Raw genomic sequence first — 18,123 nt, 5'->3', positions numbered from 1 at the left:
ACTTTTACGAAATCTTCAAGCCAGCCTTGAGCATCATTTCTTTTCCAAATGCAATTTGTTCTTTGTATTGTATATTTTGTTTGCGTAAATACTCATCAAACGCAGCTTTAAATTCTTGTTGCTCTTCTTTTGAAAGGCTATCATAATACCTCGACCAATCTCTTTCAATATAACTTTCAGCAAGCTTGTTTGGTGCTTCTTTTAGTTTTTGAAAATGCTGTTTGAAATCAAAATTTATCATGGCTTTATTGATTATCTGTTTGCAAAATGTTCTTGATTAAAATATTTACTTCTGTCCAGCTATCTAATAACTTATCTATTTCAGCTTGATTGGCATCTCTTTCGACAGCTTTTTCTAAATCCTGCTCGATATTAGACTTGATTTCTAAGAAATATTTTAAAATATCATCTTTCATATACAATTAAAAATAACACATAAATTCAAATTTTCAAGACTTCAAACATACATTTTATCTAAAACCTAAACCGCACTTTTCCCTTTCTCAACCGCCTTCGCCAATCCTGAAACATCAGAACCGCCAGCCGTTGCGAAGAATGGCTGGCCGCCTCCGCCGCCTTTTACTTCTTTTGCCATTTCACGGATGATTTGCCCAGCGTTTAGTTTTTTATCGGCTACCAAATTGTCGGCAATCATGACTGCTAACTGTGGTTTGCCTGCTACTTCTGCTCCTAATACACAATACAAATTATCAATTTTAGCTTTTAATTCATAAGCCAATTGTTTCAAAGCATCAGCATTTGGCACAGAAACTACTTCCGCTATTACGTTTACTTCGCCAACGGCTTGTACTTTCGTTAGTAAGGTTTCTTTGATGGATTGTAATTTTTCAGACTCAAAAGCTTCTATTTTTTTACTTAATACGGCCTTCTCTTCCAACAAGGCTTTTACGGCTTTTACTACGTCTGGTTGACCTTTGAACAAACCTTTCAATTCGTTTACAATTGCCAATTGTTCTTCAAACATCGCCAAGGCTTTTTCGCCTGTGTAAGCTTCTACCCGACGAACGCCTGCCGAAACCGAACTTTCTGCTACGAATTTAAACAAGCCGATTTGTCCTGTCGAAGGCACGTGCGTACCACCGCAAAGCTCTACCGAGAAGTTCGGGTCGAAAGTAATGACACGGACAAAATCGCCATATTTTTCGCCAAAAGTTGCTGTTGCACCTGCCGCAATAGCTTCTTTGATAGGCACATTGCGTTTTTCGTCTAAAGCAATATTTGCTCTGATTTTGGCATTTACGATGTCTTCGATTTTGCCCAATTCTTCGTCTGTCACTTTCGAGAAGTGCGAGAAGTCGAAACGAGTAAGGTCTTCGTTTTGGTAAGAACCCTTTTGCGAAATATGCGAACCCAATACTTCACGCATCGCCGAAAGCATCAAGTGCGTAGCGGTATGATTTGAAGTAATTTTACTTCTGCGAGCAGTATCAATTTTGGCAACTAAATTTTTGTTGGAAGCGTATTGTTCAACAAATTTCTCGAAATTTTTATCGGTAGAAATATGAATAAACAAATCGTTTTCCTTTTTCGTATCCGAAATTTTGACAGATAAATCTCCTAATTCCAACACGCCAGAGTCGCCCACTTGTCCACCCATTTCTGCGTAAAAAGGCGTTTTATCTAAAACAATATGGTATTCGCTTCCTGCTTTGGTTTTTACTTTACGGTATTTGATAAGGCTTGCCGAGGCTTCTGTTTCGTCATAACCTACAAATGCAAAGTCGAAATCTTCGTCAGAAACAATTGTCCAGTCGGTTGCTTCTTTTGAAGAGTCTTTACGAGAACGGTCTTTTTGTGCTTGAAGAGCCACTTTGTAGCCTTCTTCGTCGATTGATAAACCATTTTCACGAGCAATCAAAGCTGTTAAATCAGAAGGAAAACCAAAAGTATCGTTCAATTCAAAAACGATTTCTCCGGCAATTCTTCCGTTTTTCTCTGTTTCAGCAATGATTTTATCTAATCTTGTCAAACCCGTTTCCAAAGTACGCAAGAAAGAATTTTCTTCTTCTAAAATTACTTTTTCTACAAATTCTTGTTGAGCTTTCAATTCAGGGAAAACACCATCAAATTGTTCAGACAACAAGGGAATAAGGCTGTGCATAAACGGCTCACGGAAACCTAAATAAGTATAACCGTAACGCACTGCACGACGCAAAATACGACGAATTACATAACCAGCTTTGTTGTTTGAAGGCAATTGTCCGTCGGCAATCGCAAAAGCAATCGCACGAATATGGTCAGCAATTACTCTTAAAGCAATGTCTTCCCATTTGCCTTCACCGTATTTTTTACCAGCTTTTGCTGCTACAAAATTGATGGTATTTGAGAACACATCAGTATCATAATTCGATTGTTTGCCTTGAATCGCCATACACAAACGTTCAAAACCCATACCAGTATCTACGTGTTTGGCTGGCAACGAAACTAAAGAACCATCCGCCATGCGTTCAAACTGCATGAATACGTTGTTCCAGATTTCAACTACTTGTGGGTGGTCGGCATTGACTAATTCTTTTCCAGATTTTTTGGCTACTTCATCCGCATCACGCAAGTCGATGTGGATTTCAGAACATGGTCCGCAAGGCCCTGTGTCGCCCATTTCCCAGAAATTATCTTTTTTATTTCCAAGAATAATACGGTCTTCGCCAACCATGGCTGCCCAAATATCCCAAGCTTCTTTATCGAAAGGAACGCCGTCTTTTTCATCACCTTGAAAAACAGAAACATAGATTCTTTCTTTGGGTAATTTATATACTTCTGTAAGCAATTCCCAAGACCATTCTAAGGCTTCTTTTTTGAAATAATCGCCAAAAGACCAGTTGCCCAACATTTCAAACATGGTGTGGTGGTACGTATCGAAACCAACGTCTTCAAGGTCATTATGTTTACCCGACACACGCAAACATTTTTGCGTATCGGCAATACGTTTTGAAGGAGGCGTGCCATTACCTAAGAAAAAATCTTTGAACTGGGCCATCCCTGAGTTATTGAACATCAAGGTTGGGTCGTTTTTAGCAACAAGTGGAGCTGAAGGAACAATTAAGTGACCTTTTGATTTGAAGAAATCTAAAAACTGTTGACGTATTTCTTTGGAAGTCATTATAAAATCGGAATTTGGAAAGTCGAAACACAATCGTTCGACAGCATTTTTAAAATTAACCGCAAAATTAGTGAATAGTCTTGGAGAATGTTAGTAAAACAAGAGAAAATGAGAAGATAGGGGAAAAATGAGGGCTTTTTCTTAGGATAAATTAAAAGTCTATGCCATGAATGCGAGCAATTTTAGGGATTACCAAAGTATTTAATTTGCACTTCTGCCATAGCCAACGGTTTCTCTAAATAATTGAGGAGAAACCTCTGCATTATTTTTGAAAAATCTACTAAAGTAATATTCGTCTTCATAGCCCAACTCAAAAGCGATTTCTTTGACAGTCTTATTGGTTAAATACAATTCTCTTTTGGCTTCAATCACGATTCTTTCGGCAATCAAATCCGTCAAAGTTTTATTGAAATAAGTTTTGGTAATTTTGGCTAAGGCTTTTGCTGAAATGTTTAAATCTTCTGCATAGTCACTTGCAGAGTGTTTTATCTTGAAATTACTTTCAATTGAGTTTTTGAGATTTTGTAGAATAAATGGTTCTTTCTGGCTGGTATTTTCTGGAAAATTAGGCAACTGTTCAGCCTTTAGTCGTGAGGCTTTAATTAAAAATATTTTCAAATAGGAAACCAAAAGTTCATATTGAGCCAATGCCTGATTTTGCATTTCATTTTGTATTTGTTCATACAAACTTTCAAAAGCTAAAGAAGAAATTTCGTCGATTAAGGTGAAAGGTGGCTGATAGATATTGTTAAACAAAACGCCGTTACAAGCTACTTCATTTTGATGTTTATGAATACAAAAAAAGTCTGGATGGAATTGAATCGCCACACCTTTTATGTTTTCAGATGAAAGCATAAAAGGTTGGTAAAGAGAAAAAGCAAACAAAGTATTTCCAGTAAAATCATATTCTGAAAAATCAGCTTTTAATTTGCCTTCTCCCTTTTTTATCCAAATCAAAGAATAATAATTATGGCGTTGTAAATGGTCGAAATGGCGATTATCATCAAAAGAAAAAATCTTAAAAGCAAGGTTTCCCGTTTGCTGATTGATAAGTGTGAAAACCGATTGATTAGCCATATTGTATGAGTCGTTTGTTGATGAGTGAATTTTGTTTAAATCAATTTTCGTTCAGAGGGTAAAATGGCTAAGTCGTTGATACTGGCAAAGCGTTTTTGCATTAATCCATTTTCATCAAATTCCCAAAGTTCATTGCCATAACTTCTAAACCATTGCCCTGTGTGGTCGTGCCATTCATATTCAAAACGAACCGCCATTCTGTTTTCTCTAAATCCCCACAATTCTTTTTTGAGTTTATAGTCTAATTCTTTTTCCCATTTGCGAGTCAGAAAAGCTTTTACTTCTTCACGTCCATTGATAAAGTCAGTTCTATTTCTCCATTCAGTATCAATTGTATAAGCTAAAGAAACTTTTTCGGGGTCTTTGGTATTCCAAGCATCCTCGGCAGCTTGTACTTTTTGTAAAGCTGTTTCCATCGTAAAAGGTGGAAGTGGGTATCTTTTTTCGTTCATTTTATGGAATAAAAAATAAAGGTAATTGCTTTTCAGAACAACTACCTTTTATTCTTTTTAAATTAAACCGTTTCAAGTTGATGAGCTTTTACTGCTGGGAAATCAATTTCAGTTTGTGCTGTGTTGTTGAAATAATTAGTAAGAATATTCAATGCAACATGACCAACCACTTCGCCAATTTCACCTTCATTAAGTCCTGCTAATTTGGCAGCTTCTACGTCTGAATCTGATAATAAGCCTTTTTTACTTACCAAAGTTTTTGCCAGTTTCAATGCTCCATCTGTTTTGGCATCCGTAGCATTGCCTAATCTTGCTGCTTCAATGGTTTCAGGTTTAATTTTTACCAAGTTTGCTCCAATATAAGTATGTGCTGATAAACAATAATCACAAGCGTTACTTTCAGATACTGCTAAAGCTATTAATTCACCAGTTTTTGCTCCTAAAGTACCACCAGCCAATGCTCCGCTAAGATTCAAATAGCTTTCTAAAAAAGCCGGTGAATTTGCCATTGTTCTCATCATATTAGGAACAACTCCCAATTTACCTTGAATGGCGTTGAAAAGTTCTTTTGTTTTACCTGTTGCTACTTCTGGATTGATTGCTGTTAAACGTGCCATGTTGTTTGATGTTTAAATGTTTTGTCCTTATTGACAATACAAAGTTGCAAGAACTGGCAGGCTTAAAACATGGAGAAATTACGCAAGATAATGGACGATTTTTACAGGTAAATTAATAAAACTTAGGCAAAGGATTCAGCTTTAAGTTTTGTCTTTGATGCCAGTATGGGTAAATTGTTGGTACTTCGCTGGCTTTGTCTAATTTTTTAATTTGGTCAGTCGTAAGATTCCAGCCGACTGCTTCAAGGTTCTGGCGAAGTTGAGCTTCATTTCTTGCTCCGATGATGATACTTGAAACCGTTGGTCTCTGTAAAACCCAATTGATGGCTACTTGAGCTACGGTCTTGTCCGTTTCTTCTGCTACTTCATCCAAAGCATCAATAATATTATAAAATACTTCTTCATTAATCACGGCTTCTGGAATTGGACTTCCGCCTTGTGCCACACGACTATCTTGTGGAAGTGGCTGATTTCTACGATACTTTCCACCCAATCTTCCTGCTGCTAATGGCGACCAAATGATTCCGCCTACTTTCTGGTCTAAACCCAAAGGCATCAATTCCCATTCGTATTCACGGTTTGCCAAAGAGTAATATACTTGGTGTGCCACATAGCGATTCCAACCGTATTTATCAGCAATGGCTTGCGATTTCATCAAATGCCAGCCCGAAAAATTGGAAGCAGCGATGTATCTGATTTTGCCACTCTGAATTAAATCATCTAAAGCTCTGAGGGTTTCTTCGATAGGGGTATTGCCATCAAAACCGTGCATGTGATAAAGGTCAATGTAATCGGTATTGAGGCGTTTTAAACTGCCTTCTACTTGTTTGATAAGTCTGAAACGAGATGAACCTTGATTGTTTGGTCCTTCGCCAAAAGGGAAAGTTGCTTTGGTAGAAATTAAAGATTTATCTCTTTTCCCAGCTAAAGCTTTACCCAGAATTTCTTCTGAAAGTCCTTGAGAATAGACATCGGCAGTGTCGAAGAAATTTAAACCTGCCTCTAAGCAAATATCAATTAAACGTGTAGCTTCTTCTACCTGAGTACTTCCCCAAGCTTTGAAGAAATCATTTCCACCACCGAAAGTAGCAGTACCAAAACTTAACACAGGCACTTCTAAGCCTGATCCACCCAATTGTCTGTATTCCATTGTATTTTTGGTTTTGAGTAAATATGAAAGATTTATCTATCACAAAATTCAAAAATACTAAGGTTAGTTCATGTAAATGCGATTCCTTGTTATGGTTTGTATGCCACAGTGGCACGAGTTTTTACTTCGTCCATTTTTTTACGAGTTGGAAACTTGTGCTACTGCCTTATTCTAATAAAAATTTATGAGCAAAATTTCCTTCAGCATTACTCAGCACTAAAAAGTACATTCCCTTTTTAAAATGCCTTACATCTATTGAGTGCAATTGAAGATTTTTGATTTCTTCTTCATACAAAACACTTCCTGAAAAATCTATAATTGAAATTTTACCAGAGCTTTGTTGCTGAAAACTGATACTGATAACGGCATGCGTTGGATTGGGATATAATTTGAAAGCCGTAGTAATTTCATCTTCGGTAGCCAAAACCGTTGAAGTATTTCCCGAAGCAGTATTGCTGTAAAGCGATTCACTGGTGCTACTAAAGGCTTTTATTCGATAAGTATAACTGGTGTTTTCGGTCAAAGTTGCATCAGTATATTCAGGTTTAGTGGCATTTATTTTGGCAATTTCTACGAAATTATTATCAGATTTTCTTTCTAAAACATATTGTGTAGCCCCTGAAACACTATTCCATGAAACTTTGATGGTATTGAAAGAAATAGGATTCACCCTAAGTTCGGGCGTAGTTAATAGGGCAGGAGTCTTGCCTTCAATTGTACTTTGAAGTGATTCCGTAAGGTTGCCCAATGCTTGAACTCTATAAGTATAAGTAGTATTTGCATTGAGGTTTTTATCCAAGAATTCTGTGGTTTTTGCGTCTAAAGTGGCTAAAGTTTTAAAGCTTTCGCTACCAGTTTTTCTTTCAATCAGATAAGAAGTCGCATTGGCAACAGCCGTCCACGAGAGTTTTAATTGATTATAATACACCACCGAAATACTTGGTGTAGGGCTTGCAAGCAAAGTATTCGTTTTGGCAGCAACATTGGCATAAGGCGATTCTGCATATTGATAAAGTACTTTTACTCGATAATCGTAGGCGGTGTTACTTTGCAAAGCGGTATCTTCAAAAGTCAATACGTTGGCATTGGTTTTTGTAATTTGCTCATAAGTACTGGCTGAACTTAGCTTTCGTTCAAGCACATAGTTGCTGGCATTGGCAACGGCTTTCCATGTAAGTTTTATTTTAGTTGAACCCGTTGTCGTTGCGGTCAAAGTACTGGCAAGCGGTGTTTCATCAATTGCTACTTCATAAAATGACAAAGCACGCATTCCTTTTTTATTGCTGATATATGGGCCATTATATGGATATTCAGCACTGTTTGTAGCCACTATTGAAGGTAAATATGAAATTTTACTGGCATTCGATTCATCAGCTAAAGTAAGAATAATCTTATTTTCAGAAGCTTTGCCACTAACTACATTCCCAGTGTTTCCATCCAGATAAATATAGTTTTTCATGTAAAAATTATTGTACTTTTCATTCCAAGTAAGTACTTGTCCTGTATCAAATGTCAGCGTAATTTCTTTATGATTAGTAGCTGAAAAATAAGCTTTTCTGAGATTAGGAGCATCAATATTATCAGTATTGGTTGATTGATAAAAGTCTCTTCCTACCAATCTTCCTACTTCTTGTCCATTCTGAGTATAGCCTGCATCGCTGTAATGTAATCCGTCAAAACCGGCTGTTCCGATTGACGGAAGTACTTGTACATCCGAATACTTGTCTTTCAATACTCTTTGTGCTTCTCTAACTTTTGGTGCGGCATCTACTGCAGGATTGATAATATCAATTTGGTACGCATAAATTTGCTTGATAGAAGGTAAATCAATTTTGAGATTTTTGTAAAACTTATCAAAATTTTCGGCAAAATCCCAGCCTTCTCCGTAGGCTTCCGTTTCTCCTTGTCTGTAAATCAGTGCTTTAACGCTTTTATCTATGCCCGCTTTTTGTAGTCGATACAGCATTCTGCCATAACCGTTGGTTAAATCTGCTGGATTTGAAGCCGTTCTTGTAGCATGTTGAAGAGCAGAAGACCAGTGAAAACCAGCGTTGATTAAACAAGTAGGAATGCCGAAGTTGTTTAAGATATATTCTTGAAATGCAAAACCGAATGGGCCAACGTCTTTCCAATAAACTTCTTCGTTTGACAACGCCCATAGAGTATCGGCAGCATTGTAATAGGCAGTATTATAATTATCAGTGATTTTGCCAAAAGTTCTACAAAATTCATTTGTTTTTGTTTCTCTGAAAAAACCCGTTGAATTCGACTGTCCCGTAAGTACATAAACATCGCCAGCTACTACGTTTTGGCGGTTTACTAATTCCAGTGAATCTGTACCTTTTATGGCATAAATTTTAAAATTATACTCAGCTTTTTCGGCTTTGATGGTAGTAGGTTTGAACGCAAAAGTACCCAATTTACCTTTATAAGTAATGGGTGCTTTTTGATAGGAAATTAAAGTATTATTTCTAAAAACCTTTAGCGAAAAATAGCTCCAGCCTTCAATTTCAATTCTGCCCGAAATTGGAACAGATGCTTCATTTTTTTCATTTCGTGGATACAACTGATAACTCTGTGGAAGTTGGTCAAAAACTGTTGAGTAGAAACGTTGTCCAAACGAAACGACACTGTATAAACAAAGGACGATAAAGACGATTATATTTTTCATAGGTTATTAAAATTTACTTATTGATGAGCATTACGTTAGGATTTTCTTCACTTCATTTAATTTCAACAAGGCCTCAATTGGTGACATGGTGTTGATGTCAAGATTTTTTAAAAGTTTTTCTATTTTTTCAAATTTCGGATTACTTTCTCCACCGAAAATACTCATTTGAAAATTCTGTTTTGGCATTTCACGAATCGTCTGGCGATGTTGTTCTTTTGAACGGTTTTTCTCTAATTCTACCAAAATTTCACTGGCACGATACACCACTGGCTGAGGAATACCTGCCAATTGTGCCACATGAATCCCGAAACTGTGTTCTGAACCGCCTTCTTTCAATTTACGCATAAAAATTACTTTGCCGTTGATTTCCTTTACAGAAACATTGAAGTTTTTGATGCGTGGAAAATCGTTGGCTAATTCGTTCAGCTCGTGATAATGCGTAGCAAAAAGCGTTTTTGGACGATGATTTGCGTGATTGTGCAAATGTTCTGCAATTGCCCAAGCTATCGAAACGCCATCATAAGTACTTGTTCCACGACCAATTTCATCCATTAAGACCAAACTTCTGTCTGAAAGGTTGTTCAAAATACTTGCCGTTTCGGTCATTTCTACCATAAAAGTAGATTCTCCTTTTGAAAGATTATCGCTTGCTCCGACACGAGTAAATACTTTATCGACAATACCAATTTTTGCTTCATTGGCAGGAACAAAACAGCCGATTTGTGCCATCAACACAATCAAGGCTGTTTGGCGAAGCAAAGCAGATTTACCAGCCATATTCGGCCCTGTAATGATGATGATTTGTTGAGTAGAATCATCCAAGTACAAGTCGTTTGGCACATAAGTTTCGCCCAAAGGTAATTGTTGTTCAATTACGGGGTGGCGTCCTTCTTTGATGACAAGTTCCTTACTGTCAGAAACTTGTGGTTTTGTATAATTGTTTTTCTCGGCAATTTTAGCAAAGTTTGTCAGTACATCCAATACCGCAATTATTTTAGCATTTTGCTGAATTTGATGCACGTAATCGTTGGCGACGTTTACCAATTCATTAAAAATTCTAAATTCAATTGCCGCAATTTTGTCTTCTGCTCCCAAAATGGTTTCTTCGTACTCCTTCAATTCTGGCGTAATATAACGTTCGGCATTTACCAAGGTTTGTTTACGAATCCAATCGTTGGGTACTTTGTCTTTGTGGGCATTGGTTACTTCTAAATAATAACCGAATACTTTATTAAAAGAAACTTTCAATGAAGTGATGCCCGTACGTTCGATTTCTCGGTTTTGTAATTGCAATAAATAATCTTTACCTGTGTGAGCGATGCCCAAAAGTCTGTCCAATTCATCGTCCACGCCATTTTTAATCATGCCACCTTGATTGGTCACAATTGGCAAAGATTCATCACGCAATTCACTTTCAATTTTATCTAACAAAAACTGACAAGGATTCAGTTGGTCGGCATACTTTCTCAGCATTTTCACGTTCGCTGCTTGAGCCGTTGCCGTTTTATTTTCTGAATGAACCGAGTTGAGTAATAATTCACGAATTGGTTCAATGCGTGACAAAGCTCTTTTCAAAGTAGCCAATTCACGAGGGTTAATTCTGCGAACCGCAACTTTTGAAATCAATCTTTCTAAATCTCCAATGGGTTTCAATTGTTGCTCAATAAATTCACGCAGTTCAGTATTTTCCTTGAAAAACGAAACCGTTTCCAATCGTTCTTGAATCAAAGCTTTTTCTTTCAAAGGCAAAACCAACCATTTACGGAGCAATCTCGCACCCATTGGAGTAGTGGTTTGGTCGAGTATCTGAATCAAAGAAATACCGCCATCTTGTTGAGCAGAAACCAATTCCAGATTTCGAATCGTGAATCTATCTAACCACACATATTTCTCTTCTTCCAAACGGTTGATTCTTGAAATATGACTTACTTCTTTGTGTTCAGTTTCGGCTAAATAATGTAAAATCACGCCAGCGGCAATAATTCCTTCCGCCAAAGATTCTATACCGAAACCTTTTAAAGAATTGGTTTTGAAGTGATTAGTGAGTAACGGATAAGTAAAATCACGAGTGAAAGCCCAGTCGTCAATTCCAAAAGTATTGAATTTATCCCCGAACAAAGCCGTAAATTCTTGTCGATTTTTCTTGCAAAAAAGTACTTCGGAAGGAGAAAAGCTTTGTAATAATTTTTCGATATAAGCCGCATTTCCTTGTGAACAAAGAAACTCACCCGTTGAAATATCCAAGAAAGAAATGCCAATGATTTCAGAAGAAAAAGAAGAAAAACTCAGTGAAGCCAAGTAATTATTTTGCTTGGTATCCAGTACATTATCGTTGTATGAAACGCCAGGAGTAACCAATTCTGTTACGCCTCTTTTCACAATTCCTTTGGCAGTGGCAGGGTCTTCGAGTTGGTCGCATATTGCTACACGTTCGCCAGCACGCACCAGTCTTGGCAAATAAGTATCCAAAGAATGATGCGGAAAACCTGCCAAATGGTCGTCGGCAGTACCGTTATTTCTACGAGTAAGCGTAATTCCCAAAATCTTTGAGGCACGAACCGCATCTTCACCAAAAGTTTCGTAGAAATCGCCTACTCTAAACAGCAACAAAGCACCTGGATAACGAGCTTTAATTTGGTTGTACTGTTTGGCAAGGGGAGTTTCGTTGGCTTTTTTAGTGGATTTTGAAGTATCGTTAGGATTCTGAGAAGGTCTTGCCATGTGCGTATGAAGATTTTCAAAGTAAATTACTCAATCATTTATTTGAGTAATCATGCTTGAAACTTGAGTTTGTTATTAAAAATTAAATGTTTCACAAAAATACACAGAGCGATTTAAAGAATTTATGAATTGGGAAAAGATTTGAGATTTATAAACGTATTAAAGGCTAATGGATTCATTAGAAGGGTTGATTTTTTATTGATTACTTCTTATTTTTGTTTAGGCTCTCATTTAATTTACTACACAATGCAATCATTAAATTTTCTGTTCTGGAATGTCAATAGAAAACCCATTATTAAAGAAATTGCTAATATTGCAAAGCATCATAATATTGATGTACTTCTATTAGCAGAATGTAATTTTAATTTAGCCTCTCTTCTCTTAGAATTGAATTCAGAAACGGTAGAATATGAATTGCCAAATCCAATTTTTCAAAATGACAGAATCAAGGTATTCACAAAGTTCAGTAGTAGCTTTATTATACCTCTTGAGGATGAATCAGAAAATAGATATACTTGTTTTAAAATAAAATTTCCAATTGCAGAAGAGATATTAGTTTTTGGGGTTCATCTTCCAGACAGAAGAAATAACCAGCCTTCAAGTATTTCTTCGCATGCAGGAAGGATTGCAAGAAGAGTAAAAGAGATAGAAAAGGAACAAAACCTATACAATACAGTAGTTCTTGGTGATTTTAATATGAATCCTTCTGATGTTGGGATGATAGATGCAGAAAGTTTTCATGCAATTATGGATAGTGAAATTGCAAAGAACAAATCAAGAACCATTTCTAAAAAAGAATATGATTATTTTTACAATCCAATGTGGAGTTTACATGGAGATATTGGAAATAATGTGGCAGGAAGCTATTATTACAAAAATGCTGAATTAGTAAATTATCATTGGAACGTATTTGACCAAGTATTGATTAGACCCTCTTTAATTGATTCTTTTGATAAGGAAAGTCTAAAAATTTTGGATAATGATGGATCTAAAAGTCTTTTGAAAAAAAACATAATTCCCGATAGCGATAACTATTCAGATCATTTACCATTAATGTTCACTCTAAATATTCAATAAAATGACAACAGAAAATTTATGGCCACAATTTTCATTAGACGAGCTTCCAAGAACTCCTAAAATAATTTTGAATGAACAAGCTGAGTTTTTAGCCGAAGGGACTAAAAATTTGCTAACTGCAAAAATCAAAGTAAGACCATCTCAATTTGCTTTTGATGAAGTTGATTATGAGTTTGAGATAGTTGCTCCAAATCTTGGAGGATACAAATATCAACTTTTAAAAATCAGCCAGAATACCTTGTTAATGTATCCTTGTAAATTAGAAGTAGAAGGTAATTTTCATCAAATTGATAATGAACAAAAACTTTTAGAAAAACTTAAAGATATTTTTAATTCTGAAAAAGTGAAAAATATCATTAAATCTCTAATTGCACAAAGTATCGAGGATGTAATCCCTTCAATTTAGATTTGTTTTGTCTTCTGATTCAAAATTTTGAACCAGAAGACAATTGTCTATTATTTCCTCAAAATCTGCATAAACACTTCGTCCAATCTTGAAGCCATTCTTATTTTGATTTTATAATTATTTACATCCAAGCCCTTAGCGTTAAATTTTGAAATCCAAATTTCTTTAAAGCCTAATTTCTCGGCTTCTGAAATACGATTTTCGATTCGATTCACCGCTCTGATTTCTCCGCCCAAACCTACTTCTGCCGCAAAACATATTGTACTCGGAATAGAAATATCTTCATAAGACGATACGATAGAAGCACAAACGGCTAAATCAATCGCTGGGTCTTCTACTTTTAAACCGCCTGCTATGTTCAAGAAAACATCCTGATTGCCCAATCTGAATCCACCTCTTTTTTCTAAAACCGCCAATAACATATTCAAACGTTTGGCATCAAAACCCGTAGAACTTCTTTGTGGAGTACCATAAGTAGCGATTGAAACCAAAGATTGTGTTTCAATCAACAAAGGGCGATTTCCTTCCAACATCGCTCCAATAGTAATTCCTGAAAAGTCTTCATCTCTTTGTGAAATTAAAATTTCTGATGGATTCGAAACTTCTCTTAAACCAGAATTTAACATTTCATAAATCCCTAATTCAGAAGTACTTCCAAAACGGTTTTTGGTAGTTCGTAGAATCCTATACGCTAAATGTCGGTCGCCTTCAAATTGCAAAACAGTATCCACCATGTGTTCTAAAACCTTTGGCCCAGCCAGTGAACCGTCTTTGGTAATATGTCCAATAATAAAAACTGGAGTACCAGATTCTTTAGCAAATTTCATCAACTCAGCCGCACATTCTTTTACTTGCGAAATACTTCCTGCTCCAGCTTCTATAAAAGATGATTGAAGCGTTTGGATAGAATCAATGATTAAAATATCAGGTTCAAAATTCTCTACTTGTTTAAAAATATTTTGGGTTTGGGTTTCTGTCAGGATAAAACAGTTATCGCTTTTGTTTTCCAAACGTTCGGCTCGCATTTTGATTTGATGCTCAGATTCTTCACCCGAAACATACAAAACTCGGTGCGAATCCAGCATCAAAGCGATTTGTAACATCAGCGTAGATTTACCAATACCCGGTTCGCCGCCGATAAGTACCAAAGAACCCAACATAATTCCACCACCCAACACACGATTTAATTCAGCATCTTTGGTTAAAATTCGGGCTTGTTCTTGATAATTAATTTCTTGAATGGCTCGTGGCTTGGCTGCTACTTTCAACGAAGTACTTACTTTCCAAGAGCCTTTTTGAGGTTCATCTTTCTGAATTACTTCTTCTACAAAAGTATTCCACTCACCACACGAAGGGCATCGTCCCAACCATTTTGGAGCTTGATTGCCACAGTTCTGACAGAAAAATGAAGTTTTAGTTTTTGCCATTTTTTATTTAATACGCTCATTATCAATTGTTAATAATGTTAAATGAGCTTTAGTTTTATCGTCAAAAAATATATTTGTACTATATTTTTATTTATTTGTCAATAATTTATTTTTCGATAGATTATTCGTCTTTTTTGCGAAATTATACTAAAAAAGTAAGTATCAAGATACGCAACATAAAGAATATACCGTTATCTTTCTGAAAAATAAAATTTTACAACTATGAACAAAAAGCTCTTTTTATTTATTGCTCTAATCTTTTGTGCTTCAGCAAAGTCTGGTTTTGCACAAATTACTTTTGGTATCAAAGGTGGAGTGAACTTTGCTCAGTTGAAAACTGATTTTCAAAATCAGTCGATTGGGGCGAATCTCCAACAAAGTTTAGATACTAAAACTGGTTATGCCGCTGGTGCTTACTTACGTATAGGAACTGGTTTATTCATCCAACCTGAATTAATGTTTTCGGCAAAAGGCGGAAACTTGAATTTAGGGACGGGTACAAGTTCAGAAACTGTAAGTATTAATTACACAAGTATTGATGTGCCTGTTTTGATTGGTATTAAGTTTGGTCCTCTTAGAGTAAACGCTGGTCCATTGGCTTCGTTCAAAGTTTCTAATAGTATTTCTGATGACCTTAAAAATTACTCAAGTAACATCGGAGAATCTTTCAAAGGAGCTTCTTATGGTTACCAAGCGGGTGCTGGTATCGACTTAGGTTCACTTTCATTAGACTTACGTTATGAAGGAAGCCTCTCGGATGTGTCAAAAGTAGCTGATTTAGCAAAAGTTAGCTATACTCAGAAAGGAAATCTTTGGCAAATGACTTTAGGTTACAAAATTTTCTAAGCAAAATTTTACTATAAAAAAGACTGTTGAATCATTTTCAACAGCCTTTTTTATTTGTTATATGCTGGAAAGTACAAATTAAAACAGCTTTCCGAAAAATTCAGAAAGCTGTTATCTATTCACCTAACCACTAAAATAGTCTATTTTCTTATTGTTACTAAAAGCCTGATTTAGACTTTTTCTTCAGAAACCTTTGTAACTCAGTTTGGAAATCTCCTCTTCTTCTTCGAGAAATTTCAATTCTCTGTTCATTGTCCATAATCACACAAAGCTCTCCATCGTTTGAACATTCCTTAAAGTACTTTAAATTAATTAAATACGCTTTGCTCACTCTTACAAAATAAAAGTCTCCGAAAAGCTCACAAAATTCTTTAAGCGTTTTTGAAAATAATTTCTTTCTACCGTCTTTATACTGGATAATAGTATAATTACCTACACCTTGACACAACACAATTTCTTCAATAAGTAGAGCTGTCTTTCCTTTTTCAAAGTAAACAACAGCTCTACCTTCGTTAGTGAAAAAATTAGGCGGATATGTATAATTTGACTGTACTTGTAAGCTCATAATTAAATTGGTTTGATTGAAATCTTACTACTTAGTGATACAAAGTAAGAAGCTAAAAAGGGGATATTTTAGCGTAAAAATACCTTTAATTTTAAATTGGGTATTTTTACTTGACGATTTTTGGCATGAATGAAGAAAAATTTACTGATAGAAATAGGCTAAAAAGGCATGAATGAATGTATCAGTAAATTATAGGTTTGAAGACAAGTGAATAATCCTTAATTTTGTAACAAAACACGATTTGTAATAGTAAACAAATCATATTACGAAAATTATGCTTTCAGAACAAGAAGTACTTCGCCGACAAAAGCGAGAAGAATTGATGAAGTTGGGAATTGACCCTTATCCAGCTGAACAGTACGAAATCAACGTAACTACTGAAGATATTCAGAAGAACTACGAAAACAATAAGATTGATTATAAAAATATCTCTATTGCGGGTCGATTGATGTCTTTCAGAATTATGGGAAGTGCATCTTTTGCTGAATTACAAGATGCCACAGGACGTATTCAATTGTATTTCCGTAGAGATGACCTTTGCCCAGGTGAAGACAAAACACTTTACAACACTGTCTTTAAGAAATTATTAGACATTGGCGATATTATCGGGGTGAAGGGCTATGTGTTTACTACACAAACTGGCGAAATCTCTATTCATGTTACTGAATTTAAGATTCTTAATAAGTCGTTGCGTCCTTTACCTGTTGTAAAACGTGACGAAAATGGTAACGTTTATGATGGTTTAACTGACCCAGAAACCCGTTACCGTCAGCGTTATGTTGACTTGATTGTTAATCCAGAAGTAAAAAATATTTTCATCAAACGTTCAAGAATCATCACTACGATGAGAGCAATGTTTGATGCCCAAGGATGGTTGGAAGTAGAAACACCTATTCTTCAACCCATTCATGGCGGGGCTTCGGCTCGTCCTTTCAAAACGCATCATAATTCTTTGGATATTCCTTTATATATGCGAATTGCCAATGAATTATACTTGAAACGCCTTATCGTGGGTGGTTTTGATGGTGTGTATGAATTCGGTAAAATGTTCCGTAACGAAGGAATGGACAGAACTCATAATCCAGAATTTACTTCATTGGAATTTTATGTAGCTTACAAAGACTACAACTGGATGATGGGAATTACTGAACAAATTTTTGAGAAAGTTGCTTTGGCTACCAACGGACAAACCAAAGTAAAAGTTGGAGAAAATGAAATTGAGTTCGCAGGACCATTTACTCGTTTGACAATTGCTGAGGCTATCGAAAAATACACAGGTGTAAATGTAGAAGGAATGGATGAAGCAAGCCTTCGTGAGCATTGTAAAACTTGGGGAATTGATGTAGATGCAAGTATGGGAGCTGGTAAATTAATTGATGAAATTTTTGGAGAAAAAGTTGAAGCTAACTTAATTCAGCCGACTTTCATTATCGACTACCCAGTTGAAATGTCGCCTCTTACTAAAAAGCACCGTAGTAAAGCTGGTTTGGTTGAACGTTTTGAATTATTCGTAAATGGGAAAGAAATTGCCAACGCTTATTCAGAATTAAATGACCCTATCGACCAACGTGAGCGTTTTGAAGAGCAACTCAAATTAGCTGAAAGAGGTGATGATGAAGCCATGGCGATGGACGAAGATTTCCTTCGCTCATTAGAATACGGTATGCCGCCAACTGCAGGTATTGGTATCGGTATCGACCGTCTGACGATGTTGATGACGAATCAAACGACTATCCAAGAAGTACTATTCTTCCCTCAGATGCGTCCAGAAAAGAAAGCTGAACTTTCTACTAACGAAGAGTATGAGGCTATTGGCGTACCAAGCGAATGGATTCCTGTATTGCAAAAAATGGGTTTCATGACCATTGCTGCTTTGAAAGAAGCCAATCCAAATAAAGTATTTAACGATTTAGGCGGAATGCGTAAAAAACTAAAATTAGATATTGCCATTCCTGCTAAGGACGAAGTACTTAAATGGTTTGAATAAAAATAC

General features: G+C 36.0%; 15 protein-coding genes. 4 read left to right on the top strand and 11 right to left on the bottom strand.

The window, feature by feature from the left end; genetic code table 11:
* Positions 1-4: 4 nt before the first annotated feature.
* From VB248_RS19515 to mutS, 9 genes are all read right to left on the bottom strand, one after another.
* Positions 5-241, bottom strand: coding sequence for a hypothetical protein (locus VB248_RS19515; protein ID WP_323298507.1), 237 nt, complete (start codon positions 239-241; stop codon positions 5-7).
* 4 nt (positions 242-245) lie between these two features.
* A complete protein-coding gene (locus VB248_RS19510) occupies positions 246-416 on the bottom strand; it encodes a hypothetical protein (RefSeq protein WP_323298506.1) in 171 nt (56 codons plus the stop codon).
* A 65-nt stretch (positions 417-481) separates the two neighbouring features.
* A complete protein-coding gene (gene alaS / locus VB248_RS19505) occupies positions 482-3,121 on the bottom strand; it encodes an alanine--tRNA ligase (protein ID WP_323298505.1) in 2,640 nt (879 codons plus the stop codon).
* 201 nt (positions 3,122-3,322) lie between these two features.
* A complete protein-coding gene (locus VB248_RS19500) occupies positions 3,323-4,198 on the bottom strand; it encodes a helix-turn-helix domain-containing protein (protein ID WP_323298504.1) in 876 nt (291 codons plus the stop codon).
* A gap of 35 nt (positions 4,199-4,233) precedes the next feature.
* Positions 4,234-4,650, bottom strand: a complete 417-nt coding sequence (locus VB248_RS19495; protein ID WP_323298503.1) for a nuclear transport factor 2 family protein — start codon at positions 4,648-4,650, stop codon at positions 4,234-4,236.
* Positions 4,651-4,712: 62 nt separating this feature from the next.
* Entirely contained in the window at positions 4,713-5,267 is a 555-nt protein-coding gene (locus VB248_RS19490; protein WP_323298502.1) for a carboxymuconolactone decarboxylase family protein, read from the bottom strand.
* Between the two features lie 112 nt (positions 5,268-5,379).
* The gene (locus tag VB248_RS19485) at positions 5,380-6,417 is read right to left on the bottom strand and encodes an aldo/keto reductase (RefSeq protein WP_323298501.1); all 1,038 of its coding nucleotides are present in this window, start codon (positions 6,415-6,417) and stop codon (positions 5,380-5,382) included.
* Between the two features lie 166 nt (positions 6,418-6,583).
* A complete protein-coding gene (locus tag VB248_RS19480) occupies positions 6,584-9,088 on the bottom strand; it encodes a sialate O-acetylesterase (protein ID WP_323298500.1) in 2,505 nt (834 codons plus the stop codon).
* A gap of 30 nt (positions 9,089-9,118) precedes the next feature.
* Entirely contained in the window at positions 9,119-11,809 is a 2,691-nt protein-coding gene (gene mutS, locus VB248_RS19475) for a DNA mismatch repair protein MutS (protein WP_323298499.1), read from the bottom strand.
* A 129-nt stretch (positions 11,810-11,938) separates the two neighbouring features.
* Here mutS and VB248_RS19470 point away from each other — a divergent pair, with 129 nt between their 5' ends.
* Positions 11,939-12,886: a hypothetical protein gene (locus VB248_RS19470; protein WP_323298498.1), complete on the top strand. Its 948-nt coding sequence runs from the start codon at positions 11,939-11,941 to the stop codon at positions 12,884-12,886.
* A gap of 1 nt (position 12,887) precedes the next feature.
* The gene (locus tag VB248_RS19465) at positions 12,888-13,292 is read left to right on the top strand and encodes a hypothetical protein (protein ID WP_323298497.1); all 405 of its coding nucleotides are present in this window, start codon (positions 12,888-12,890) and stop codon (positions 13,290-13,292) included.
* A 50-nt stretch (positions 13,293-13,342) separates the two neighbouring features.
* On the opposite strand, the gene radA is transcribed toward VB248_RS19465, so the two are convergent.
* Positions 13,343-14,719, bottom strand: a complete 1,377-nt coding sequence (gene radA, locus VB248_RS19460; RefSeq protein WP_323298496.1) for a DNA repair protein RadA — start codon at positions 14,717-14,719, stop codon at positions 13,343-13,345.
* A gap of 222 nt (positions 14,720-14,941) precedes the next feature.
* On the opposite strand from radA, the gene VB248_RS19455 reads away from it, so the two are divergent.
* Entirely contained in the window at positions 14,942-15,565 is a 624-nt protein-coding gene (locus VB248_RS19455) for a porin family protein (RefSeq protein ID WP_323298495.1), read from the top strand.
* A gap of 157 nt (positions 15,566-15,722) precedes the next feature.
* On the opposite strand, the gene VB248_RS19450 is transcribed toward VB248_RS19455, so the two are convergent.
* Positions 15,723-16,130: a LytR/AlgR family response regulator transcription factor gene (locus VB248_RS19450; RefSeq protein ID WP_323298494.1), complete on the bottom strand. Its 408-nt coding sequence runs from the start codon at positions 16,128-16,130 to the stop codon at positions 15,723-15,725.
* 274 nt (positions 16,131-16,404) lie between these two features.
* On the opposite strand from VB248_RS19450, the gene lysS reads away from it, so the two are divergent.
* The gene (gene lysS, locus VB248_RS19445) at positions 16,405-18,117 is read left to right on the top strand and encodes a lysine--tRNA ligase (RefSeq protein ID WP_323298493.1); all 1,713 of its coding nucleotides are present in this window, start codon (positions 16,405-16,407) and stop codon (positions 18,115-18,117) included.
* Positions 18,118-18,123: the final 6 nt, after the last annotated feature.

Source organism: Arcicella rigui (assembly GCF_034929435.1).
GTDB lineage: Bacteria > Bacteroidota > Bacteroidia > Cytophagales > Spirosomataceae > Arcicella > Arcicella rigui.
Note: the sequence above shows the minus strand (reverse complement) of the source record. Positions and strands in the feature narration are given on the sequence as shown.

Bases quoted from the DNA above. Each gene is read 5' to 3' on its own strand.
- alaS (WP_323298505.1), bottom strand. From the start codon at position 3,121: ATGACTTCCAAAGAAATACGTCAACAGTTTTTAGATTTCTTCAAATCA.
- VB248_RS19485 (WP_323298501.1), bottom strand. From the start codon at position 6,417: ATGGAATACAGACAATTGGGTGGATCAGGCTTAGAAGTGCCTGTGTTA.
- VB248_RS19500 (WP_323298504.1), bottom strand. From the start codon at position 4,198: ATGGCTAATCAATCGGTTTTCACACTTATCAATCAGCAAACGGGAAAC.
- VB248_RS19455 (WP_323298495.1), top strand. From the start codon at position 14,942: ATGAACAAAAAGCTCTTTTTATTTATTGCTCTAATCTTTTGTGCTTCA.
- VB248_RS19465 (WP_323298497.1), top strand. From the start codon at position 12,888: ATGACAACAGAAAATTTATGGCCACAATTTTCATTAGACGAGCTTCCA.
- radA (WP_323298496.1), bottom strand. From the start codon at position 14,719: ATGGCAAAAACTAAAACTTCATTTTTCTGTCAGAACTGTGGCAATCAA.
- lysS (WP_323298493.1), top strand. From the start codon at position 16,405: ATGCTTTCAGAACAAGAAGTACTTCGCCGACAAAAGCGAGAAGAATTG.
- VB248_RS19510 (WP_323298506.1), bottom strand. From the start codon at position 416: ATGAAAGATGATATTTTAAAATATTTCTTAGAAATCAAGTCTAATATC.
- VB248_RS19515 (WP_323298507.1), bottom strand. From the start codon at position 241: ATGATAAATTTTGATTTCAAACAGCATTTTCAAAAACTAAAAGAAGCA.
- VB248_RS19480 (WP_323298500.1), bottom strand. From the start codon at position 9,088: ATGAAAAATATAATCGTCTTTATCGTCCTTTGTTTATACAGTGTCGTT.
- VB248_RS19490 (WP_323298502.1), bottom strand. From the start codon at position 5,267: ATGGCACGTTTAACAGCAATCAATCCAGAAGTAGCAACAGGTAAAACA.
- VB248_RS19495 (WP_323298503.1), bottom strand. From the start codon at position 4,650: ATGAACGAAAAAAGATACCCACTTCCACCTTTTACGATGGAAACAGCT.
- mutS (WP_323298499.1), bottom strand. From the start codon at position 11,809: ATGGCAAGACCTTCTCAGAATCCTAACGATACTTCAAAATCCACTAAA.
- VB248_RS19450 (WP_323298494.1), bottom strand. From the start codon at position 16,130: ATGAGCTTACAAGTACAGTCAAATTATACATATCCGCCTAATTTTTTC.